This window comes from Tepidiphilus thermophilus (assembly GCF_001418245.1).
Taxonomy (GTDB): domain Bacteria; phylum Pseudomonadota; class Gammaproteobacteria; order Burkholderiales; family Rhodocyclaceae; genus Tepidiphilus; species Tepidiphilus succinatimandens.
Window position 1 is genome coordinate 113,361 of the sequence record NZ_LIPU01000006.1, and the last position, 6,432, is coordinate 119,792.

The 6,432-nt window shown below is 69.0% G+C and carries 7 protein-coding genes and 1 other RNA gene; 1 reads left to right on the forward strand and 7 read right to left on the reverse strand.

The genetic code is table 11. The features are described 5' to 3' along the window. Window positions 1–10: 10 nt before the first annotated feature. From petA to dnaX, 4 genes are all read right to left on the reverse strand, one after another. On the reverse strand, window positions 11–601 hold the full coding sequence (gene petA / locus ASC37_RS06760) for a ubiquinol-cytochrome c reductase iron-sulfur subunit (RefSeq protein WP_055423639.1): 591 nt from the start codon (window positions 599–601) through the stop codon (window positions 11–13). Window positions 602–724: 123 nt separating this feature from the next. Continuing rightward, window positions 725–1,324, reverse strand: coding sequence for a recombination mediator RecR (gene recR / locus ASC37_RS06765; protein WP_055423640.1), 600 nt, complete (start codon window positions 1,322–1,324; stop codon window positions 725–727). A gap of 7 nt (window positions 1,325–1,331) precedes the next feature. Beyond that, entirely contained in the window at window positions 1,332–1,658 is a 327-nt protein-coding gene (locus tag ASC37_RS06770) for a YbaB/EbfC family nucleoid-associated protein (RefSeq protein ID WP_055423641.1), read from the reverse strand. Then, window positions 1,648–3,471: a DNA polymerase III subunit gamma/tau gene (gene dnaX, locus ASC37_RS06775; RefSeq protein ID WP_055423642.1), complete on the reverse strand. Its 1,824-nt coding sequence runs from the start codon at window positions 3,469–3,471 to the stop codon at window positions 1,648–1,650. Before dnaX ends, ASC37_RS06770 begins: the two co-directional genes overlap by 11 nt. Window positions 3,472–3,628: 157 nt before the next feature. Here dnaX and ASC37_RS06780 point away from each other — a divergent pair, with 157 nt between their 5' ends. After that, window positions 3,629–4,468, forward strand: a complete 840-nt coding sequence (locus ASC37_RS06780) for a ZIP family metal transporter (RefSeq protein ID WP_055423643.1) — start codon at window positions 3,629–3,631, stop codon at window positions 4,466–4,468. 5 nt (window positions 4,469–4,473) lie between these two features. On the opposite strand, the gene ffs is transcribed toward ASC37_RS06780, so the two are convergent. From ffs to ASC37_RS06790, 3 genes are all read right to left on the reverse strand, one after another. After that, an RNA gene (ffs, locus tag ASC37_RS11265) (signal recognition particle sRNA small type) lies at window positions 4,474–4,571 on the reverse strand. Between the two features lie 61 nt (window positions 4,572–4,632). Next, window positions 4,633–5,781, reverse strand: a complete 1,149-nt coding sequence (locus ASC37_RS06785) for a heme biosynthesis protein HemY (protein WP_055423644.1) — start codon at window positions 5,779–5,781, stop codon at window positions 4,633–4,635. Window positions 5,782–5,793: 12 nt separating this feature from the next. After that, window positions 5,794–6,432, reverse strand: a 639-nt coding sequence (locus ASC37_RS06790) for an RNA-guided endonuclease InsQ/TnpB family protein (RefSeq protein ID WP_141654654.1), incomplete at its 5' end; no start/stop codon positions are given.

A 6,432-nucleotide genomic window follows, 5' to 3' on the forward strand; every position in this document is an offset into this window, starting at 1 on the left:
TCCTCGCGCGTCAGGCTTTGTCTTCGCCGATGAGGATCTTGGTATCGGTCAGGTATTGGTGCGGCGGCACGGTGAGGTTCGTGGGCGCCGGCTGGCTCTTGAACACGCGCGCGGCGAGGTCGAAGCGCGAACCGTGGCAGGGGCAGAGGTAGCCACCGAGCCAGTCCTTGCCGATGCCGCTCGCCTCACCCTTGGCGAACTTGGCCGTGGGGGAGCAGCCAAGGTGGGTGCAGATGCCGATCACCACGAGGTATTCCGGCTTGATGGAGCGGTGCCGGTTCTTGGCGTAGGGCGGCTGGACGGATTTCTCGGAGGTGGGGTCGGCGAGCTGCGGTTCGACCTCTTCGAGCGTGGCGAGCATCGCCTCGGTGCGGCGCAGGATCCAGACGGGCTGGCCGCGCCATTCGACGGTCATCATCTCGCCGGGAGCGAGCTTGCTGATGTCGGCCTCGGCCGGGGCGCCGGCCGCCTTGGCGCGTTCGGAAGGGGTGAGACTGGCGACGAAGGGGGCGGCGGCGGCGACCACTCCCGCTCCGCCGACGACGGAGGTGGCGATCAGCAGCTGCCGCCGGTTGTCGTCCAATGCTTGATCCTTGCTCATGGCGCGAACCCTCGAGAGATGGGAAGACGGTGCAAATCTGCAGATTATAAAGGATCGCCTGGGCGCATCCAAGAGGAAAGCGGCGTCTCGCCTCGGAGCGCGGGCAGATCGATGCCGGGGCGCTCAGGTCGCGTCCAGGCGGCGGCGGTCGATGAGGGCGTGCGCCACGGTGGCGGCATCGACGTATTCGAGCTCGCCGCCGAGGGGCACGCCGCGCGCCAGGCGCGTGACCGTCACGCCGCGCGGACGCACCCGTTCGGCGATCCAGTGCGCCGTGGCCTCGCCTTCGTTGGTGAAGTTGGTGGCGAGCACGACTTCGCGCACTTCGGGAGCGGCAAGCCGCGCGAGCAAGCGCTCCAGTTCGAGCTCTTTGGGGCCGATGCCGTCGAGCGGCGACAGGCGCCCCATGAGCACGTAGTAGAGACCGCCGTAGGTATGGGTCTGCTCGATCGCTTCCATGTCGGCAGGCGATTCGACCACGCAGACGACGGAGGCATCGCGCGCCGGGTCGCTGCAGCGGGCGCACACGGCGGTCTCGCTGAAGGCGTTGCAGCGCGCGCAGTGCGTGAGGGTAGCAAGCGCCGCCTCGATCGCCCGGGCCAGCCGCTGCGCCCCGCGCCGTTCGCGCTGCAGCAGGTGGTGCGCCATGCGCTGCGCGCCCTTCGCGCCGACGCCCGGCAGACAGCGAAGCGCTTCGATGAGCTCGTCGAGCGGCGTGGGCATGGTCTCTTCAGAAAGGCAGTTTCATGCCCGGAGGCAGCGGCATGCCGGCAGTGACGGCGGCCATCTTCTCCTGGGTGGTCGCCTCGACGCGGCGCACGGCGTCATTGACCGCGGCGGCGACGAGATCCTCGAGCATCTCCTTGTCGTCGAGCACCGAAGGGTCGATGCTGACGCGGCGCACGTCGTACTTGCAGGTCATGAGGATCTTGACGAGTCCGGCGCCGGCCTGTCCCTCGACTTCGAGCGCGGCGAGCTCGTCCTGGACTTTCTTCATGTTTTCCTGCATCTGCTGCGCCTGGCGCATCAGGCCGGAGAGGGCGTTCTTATTGAACATGGCGTGTTCCTCCAGAAGGGGGTGAAGGGGTGGGCCACGTGACGCTGGTTTCGTCGAGCGTGGCATCGAACCGTTCGATGAGCCGCTGGGTGACGGGGTGCGCGAGCAGGCGGGAGACGGCAGCCCGATGGGCTTGGCGGCGGGCCTCGGCCTCGCGCTGCGCCGGCGTATCGGCGACTTCGGCCGGGGTGACGCGCACAGTGACACGACGTCCCAACACCGCGCCGAGCGCCTCGGCGATGCGATCGACGCATTCCGGGTGCAGATCGAGCAGCACGCGGTGCGTGGCATCGAGCAGGAGCGAGACCGTGTCGCCTTCGATCGCGCGGCAGATGCAGTGCTGCGCGAATTCGCGCGCAAGTCCCGTGAGGGACATGGCGGCGAACCACTCGTGCCAGGCATCGACTCCGCCACTGGGGCTTTCCCGACCTGCCGGCGGGAGCGCGCCCGGCTCTCGCGCCCCGGACGGCTCTGTGGACGGAGGCTTCGCCGGCATGCCGTCTGCCGGTAGCGAAGCAACATCGGTCGCCTCGGAAGAGGCCGTTCCCTCTGCCCCACCCTGCGCTCGATCGGGCGACGGGAACGCTGCGCGCCGCGCTTCGCCATCCGTGGCCGAGGGCGCGTGCGCGCGTGCGGCAGGCGACTCGCCGCGGGCCGTTACGGGCGCTTCACCGCCCTCCTCGTTCCTGGGTGCCGCGCTCGGACCGGGCACCGCGGCCGGCGGCGCAGCCGTAGTCTGGGGCGCGAAGGCGATGAGGCGCAGCACGGCCATGGAAAAGCCGACGGCCGGATCGGGCGCGAGCGGCAGGTCGCGGCGCGCGTGCGTGAGGATGTCGTAGGCAAGCTGCAGGTATTCCGGATCGAACCGGGCGGCGAGCGGTGCGAGCGCCTCGCGCGTCTGCGGTTCCAGGGCTTCGGGGGCGAACTGCAGCACGGCGAGCTGATGCACGAGCTGGGCGAGCGCCGCCAGGGCCGATTCGAGCGAGGCACCGCTGCCGGCGAGCCGGTCGGCGAGCGCGAGCGCGGCCGGGGCGTCGGCCGCCGCCACGGCCTCGAGGAGTTCGCGCAAGGTGGCGCTCGCCACCAGGCCCAGCATCTCGGCCACCTGCGCCTCGCGCACCTCTCCTGCCCCGTAGGCGAGTGCCTGATCGAGGAGCGAGAGGGCATCGCGCATGGAGCCGCGCGCGGCCTGCCCCACGAGCTCGAGCGCCCCGCGATCATAGGGCACGGCCTCGGCTTCCAGAATGCGGGCGGCGTGCTCGGCGATGAGCGCCGGCGGCAGCGAGCGGAGGTTGAACTGCAGGCAGCGCGACAGCACCGTGACGGGAATCTTCTGCGGGTCGGTGGTGGCGAGGATGAACTTGACGTGCTCGGGCGGCTCTTCGAGCGTTTTCAGCATGGCGTTGAAGGCGTGCCCGGTGAGCATGTGCACTTCGTCGATCATGTAGACCTTGAAACGCCCCTGCACCGGCGCGTAGACGGCCTGCTCGAGCAGCGCTGCCATGTCGTCGACGCCGCGGTTGGAAGCCGCGTCCATCTCGACATAGTCGGGGAAGCGGTCGGCGTCGATGGCCTGGCAGGCGGCACAAACCCCGCAGGGTTCGGGCGTGACGCCGCGCTCGCAGTTGAGCGCCTTGGCGAAGATGCGGCTGATGGTGGTCTTGCCCACCCCGCGCGTGCCGGTGAAGAGATAGGCGTGGTGCAGCCGCTGCGTGGCAAGCGCATGCGTGAGCGCGCGCACGACGTGGTCCTGTCCCACGAGCGCGTCGAAGCGGCGGGGACGCCATTTGCGGGCAAGGGCGAGCTGGGTCATGGGGCGGATTCTACCGGATTCTTGCGCTGCGACCACGAAGTGCGCAGGGATGGGAATTTTTAATTGAGATTATTTCTCAATATCATTTGCGTTCCATGGCCGCTCCCCCTATCATGAATCCTGAACGCACGGCAACAGATCTCGAAGGAGCCCCGCCATGATCAGCAAAGTCCTTACACGCACCGCGCCGCTCGTGTCCCGCACCGCCCTTGGCTGGACGATCTGGCTCGGCGGCGCAGCCGCGGCGCTCGCCCAGGTTCTGGCGCAGCTGCAGGACTTCTCGCCCTGGGGCTTCCTCGTATGCCTCTCCCTGCTCGCCGCCCTCGGCGGCCTGCTGCTTGCGCGTACCCTGTCGTCCTGGATGGCGGTTTCCCCCGCCACGGCCGAGCTCTTTGCCGCCGGCGTGATGGGCACGAGCGTGATCGTCGGTTTGATCGTGCCTGCACTGCAGGAGATCGCGGCGCACGAGGCGTGGGCATCGGCGGCGGCTCAATGGGCCCTGGCGCTGGGCGCTGGCGCCGCAATGCTGGCGCTGCTCGACCGGCTCGTGCCGCACCGCCACGCGCCCGCTGCCGGACAGGATCGCACGGCGCTCTTGTTCCTGTTCGCGCTCGCCCTGCACAACGTTCCCGAGGGGCTGGCGCTGAGCATGAGCGAGGTGATGGGGCCCAGCCTCGCCTTGGGCATCGCGATCCAGAACGTGCCCGAGAGCGTACTGGCGATGTGGCTGCTCACGGCGGCCGGCTGGTCCGGCGCGAGCGCAGGAGCGTGGGGATTCGCGGCGGTCTCGGTCGAGCCTGCGGTGGCCTTGCTGGCAAAAAGCCTGGGGCTTGCCGACGCCGAACATGCCCTTGCGATGACGGGACTGGCCGCCGGGGCAATGGGCTTCGTGCTGATCCATGAATTCGCGCCCCAGCTGCGCCGGGTGGGGGTACGTGCGGCTTTGCCCTTGGCAAGCGGCTCTGCCCTGGTGCTGGGCCTGTCGGCCTGGGTGTGAGGAGGGGTGGCGAGCCGGACCCCCGGCACTTGCGGGGAGCGGTTAGGGCTGCTGCCTTCCGGCCCTGACCCGGTTCCCGCGCCGCAATGCGGGGCGACCCGCCACGGCTGGCATTGTAGCACGACCTTTTGCCGTCGCACGCGGGGCGATTTCTTCACGCGCGCTCAGGGAGCCGGAAGGATCGCCCCGCCGCGCCCGGCCTCGGCCGATTGCAGGCGCGCGGCGAAGCGCTCGAGTACCTTGGGATCGGCGCCGAGGCGGCGCAAGCGGGCGAGATAGTCCCGCGCCTTGCCCCACAACTTCAGCTCGAGGCAGAGCTCGACGAGCGCCTCGAGTACCGCCGGCTCTTCGGGGTGCGCCTGCAGCCACGACTCCAGCCGCGCCAGCGCTGCCTGGCGCTCAGCGGCATCGAGGCAGGCGGGATAGCGGCGCACGAGCTCGGGCAGCCAGCGTTTGTCCAGCGCCGCTTCCAGGATGGGACGGACTTTTCCTCCCTGCGCCCGCTCGATCGCCAGTCGCGCCAAGGCTGCCAAAAACTCGGGATCGAAGCGCTCTTCCTTGGGCAGACGTTTCCACCAGGCGAAGAGATCGGCGCCAAGGGCGAGCCGTGAGGAGGCCTCGTTCAGATGGGCCTGGCGGATGAGGGCGGCGGCCTTGGCTGCGTCCATGGATTCGAGCGCGCACAAGCGGCGGGCCGATGCGAGCACTTCCTGCCACTTTTCTTCCCTCTGGGCGGCCTCGAGCCGCAGGCGCAGCGCCGTGGCTTCGGGAAGAGCGGGCATTTTCTCGAGCAGCTCCATTGCCGCCTGCAGACGTTCGGGACGGGAGAAACGCACGCCGAACTCGGCTTCCAGCACGGTACGGACGTCCGGCCAGCGCTCGAGCCGGGCGAGCCAGTTCTCCGCCCTCGCCTCGTCGCCGCGCTCGAGCGCCGTGGCTGCCGCGAGCGCAGCGCCGGCCTCGGCCACGCCGGGGGACCGGTCGAGCCGCTGCGCCAGCCGCTGGACCGTTGCCGCATCACCCAGTACATGGGCGCGCACGAGGCGCACGAGCGTGCGCACGGCCCGGCGCAAGCGCCAGGCGTCGCGCCGCCGGCGCAGGGTGCGAGGCAGGCCGAACAGCATCACCCCCAGGCGCAGCGACAGATAGAGGGCGATGACGACGAGCACGAGGAGCAGCGCGAAGAGCGTCAGCGACAGCTGGGCGCGCCAGGGCGGCACGACGAAGACGACATAACCGTCCACGCTCTGGAGGGCGAGCCCTGCCGCGACCGCCAGCGCCGCCACGAGCACAAGAGTGATCAAGGCTTTCATGTGGCTCTGCTCTCAAAAACGTACGCAAAAGTGCGCACGATTTTCTTCCTGCCCCGAGCCGTCTTGATGACCGTGCTCGTGCCTGACAGGCGTCACTTTCCCGACTACTTCAGGAACCCCTCCTGAAGCAGCGCCGCCGTTACCGGACGGACTCGCCACGGGTAGGGCCGTTGCGGTGGCCAGCCGTTGAAGGTTGATCGCCGCGTTGAGATCACGATCGTGGTGCGTGCCGCATTCCGGGCACGTCCATTCCCGCTCGCCCAGCGTGAGCGTTTCGTGTTTCCAGCCGCAGACGGAACAGAGGCGACTACTGGGATACCAGCGCTCGGCAAACACCAGGCGGGTGCCGTAGCGCTGCGCCTTGTATTCCATCTGCGAGCGGATGAGGCCAAAGCCCACGTCGGAGATCGCTCGCGCAAGCTTCTCGTTGGCGAGCATCCCTGAGACGTTCAGGTCTTCGAGCACCACCGCCTGGTTTTCGCGGCACAGCCGGGCCGTGAGCTTGTGGGTGAAGTCCGCTCGGATATTGGCAATGCGGGCATGCAGCCTTGCCAATGCCTGAGCGGACTTCTGGCGGTTGCTGGAGATGGGAAGACGGGTGCCTTTCGGCAGCGTGCCCTTGGGGTTGAATCCCGCAGCGACCTTTGCCGC

Bases quoted from the DNA above. Each gene is read 5' to 3' on its own strand.
- recR (WP_055423640.1), bottom strand. From the start codon at position 1,324: ATGCCCACGCCGCTCGACGAGCTCATCGAAGCGCTTCGCTGTCTGCCG.
- ASC37_RS06770 (WP_055423641.1), bottom strand. From the start codon at position 1,658: ATGTTCAATAAGAACGCCCTCTCCGGCCTGATGCGCCAGGCGCAGCAG.
- petA (WP_055423639.1), bottom strand. From the start codon at position 601: ATGAGCAAGGATCAAGCATTGGACGACAACCGGCGGCAGCTGCTGATC.
- ASC37_RS06780 (WP_055423643.1), top strand. From the start codon at position 3,629: ATGATCAGCAAAGTCCTTACACGCACCGCGCCGCTCGTGTCCCGCACC.
- dnaX (WP_055423642.1), bottom strand. From the start codon at position 3,471: ATGACCCAGCTCGCCCTTGCCCGCAAATGGCGTCCCCGCCGCTTCGAC.
- ASC37_RS06785 (WP_055423644.1), bottom strand. From the start codon at position 5,781: ATGAAAGCCTTGATCACTCTTGTGCTCGTGGCGGCGCTGGCGGTCGCG.